This is a genomic window from Frankia sp. CcCS3, assembly GCF_977927575.1.
Map to the genome: position 1 here is coordinate 1 of NZ_CDWRCL010000311.1, position 797 is coordinate 797.

The following is a 797-nucleotide window of genomic DNA, read 5'->3' on the forward strand; positions in this document are numbered from 1 at the left end:
AGTACTAACCGGGCGCTGGAGGGCGAAGACTTCACCTACCTGCGGCCCGGCTCCTACGTGGCGTCCGTGACATCGTCGGACGACGAACTGAACCTCGCCTCGCTCCGCGGAACCTACCGCGTCGACCGGCTCGGCCCACACCTCAGCCGTCTGTCCTCGTGGAACCATCATTTCTATCTGCTCAACGATGGAAATGCGGTCAACTTCGTTCATGGCGCTGCGGTCGGCCCGTTCATCTTTCTTGTCCAAGGCGAGATCCTCGCGGCCCTCGCGCTGCTGTCGTCGGGACGAGCCATGGAGCCGGGCCTACACGAGGTCGGCAACCGGGAGCGTGAAATCATCGCCCGGTCCTGGCTGCGATGCTTCAACGAGGAGTGAACGCCCGTGCCCGTCACGAACGACGACATCGCCAAGACGATCCGTGCGCATCTCGACGCGCACCCGGAGGACACCGAGTCCTTGGCCCCTCTGTTGGAAGCATCCCGCGGAAGCGACGCGCCCCTGGCCTCCAGGACGACCACACCCGGCCACGTGACCTGCGGAGTGGTCGCAGTCACCTCTGATCGCCGAGTCCTCCAGATCCGCCACCGCAGCCTGAACCGATGGCTCCTTCCCGGCGGGCACATCGAGCCGGACGACGCCTCGCTCCTGGACGCAGCCCTACGCGAGCTGGCCGAGGAGACGGGGATTCCTCGGGCCTGGGCGAACCCTGCCCTCGAACGGCCCGTGGACGTGGACGCACACGTGATCCCACCGAACCCCGCGAAGCGGGAGCCGGAGCACATCCACTATGGGGA

The 797-nt window shown here is 66.4% G+C and carries 2 protein-coding genes; both read left to right on the forward strand.

Annotated features, from left to right (window positions below):
* On the forward strand, nucleotides 1–378 hold a 378-nt coding region (locus tag AC08OQ_RS18430; RefSeq protein ID WP_476612254.1), incomplete at its 5' end, for a Rossmann-fold NAD(P)-binding domain-containing protein.
* Between the two features lie 6 nt (nucleotides 379–384).
* Nucleotides 385–797, forward strand: a 413-nt coding sequence (locus AC08OQ_RS18435; RefSeq protein WP_476612255.1) for an NUDIX hydrolase, incomplete at its 3' end; no start/stop codon positions are given.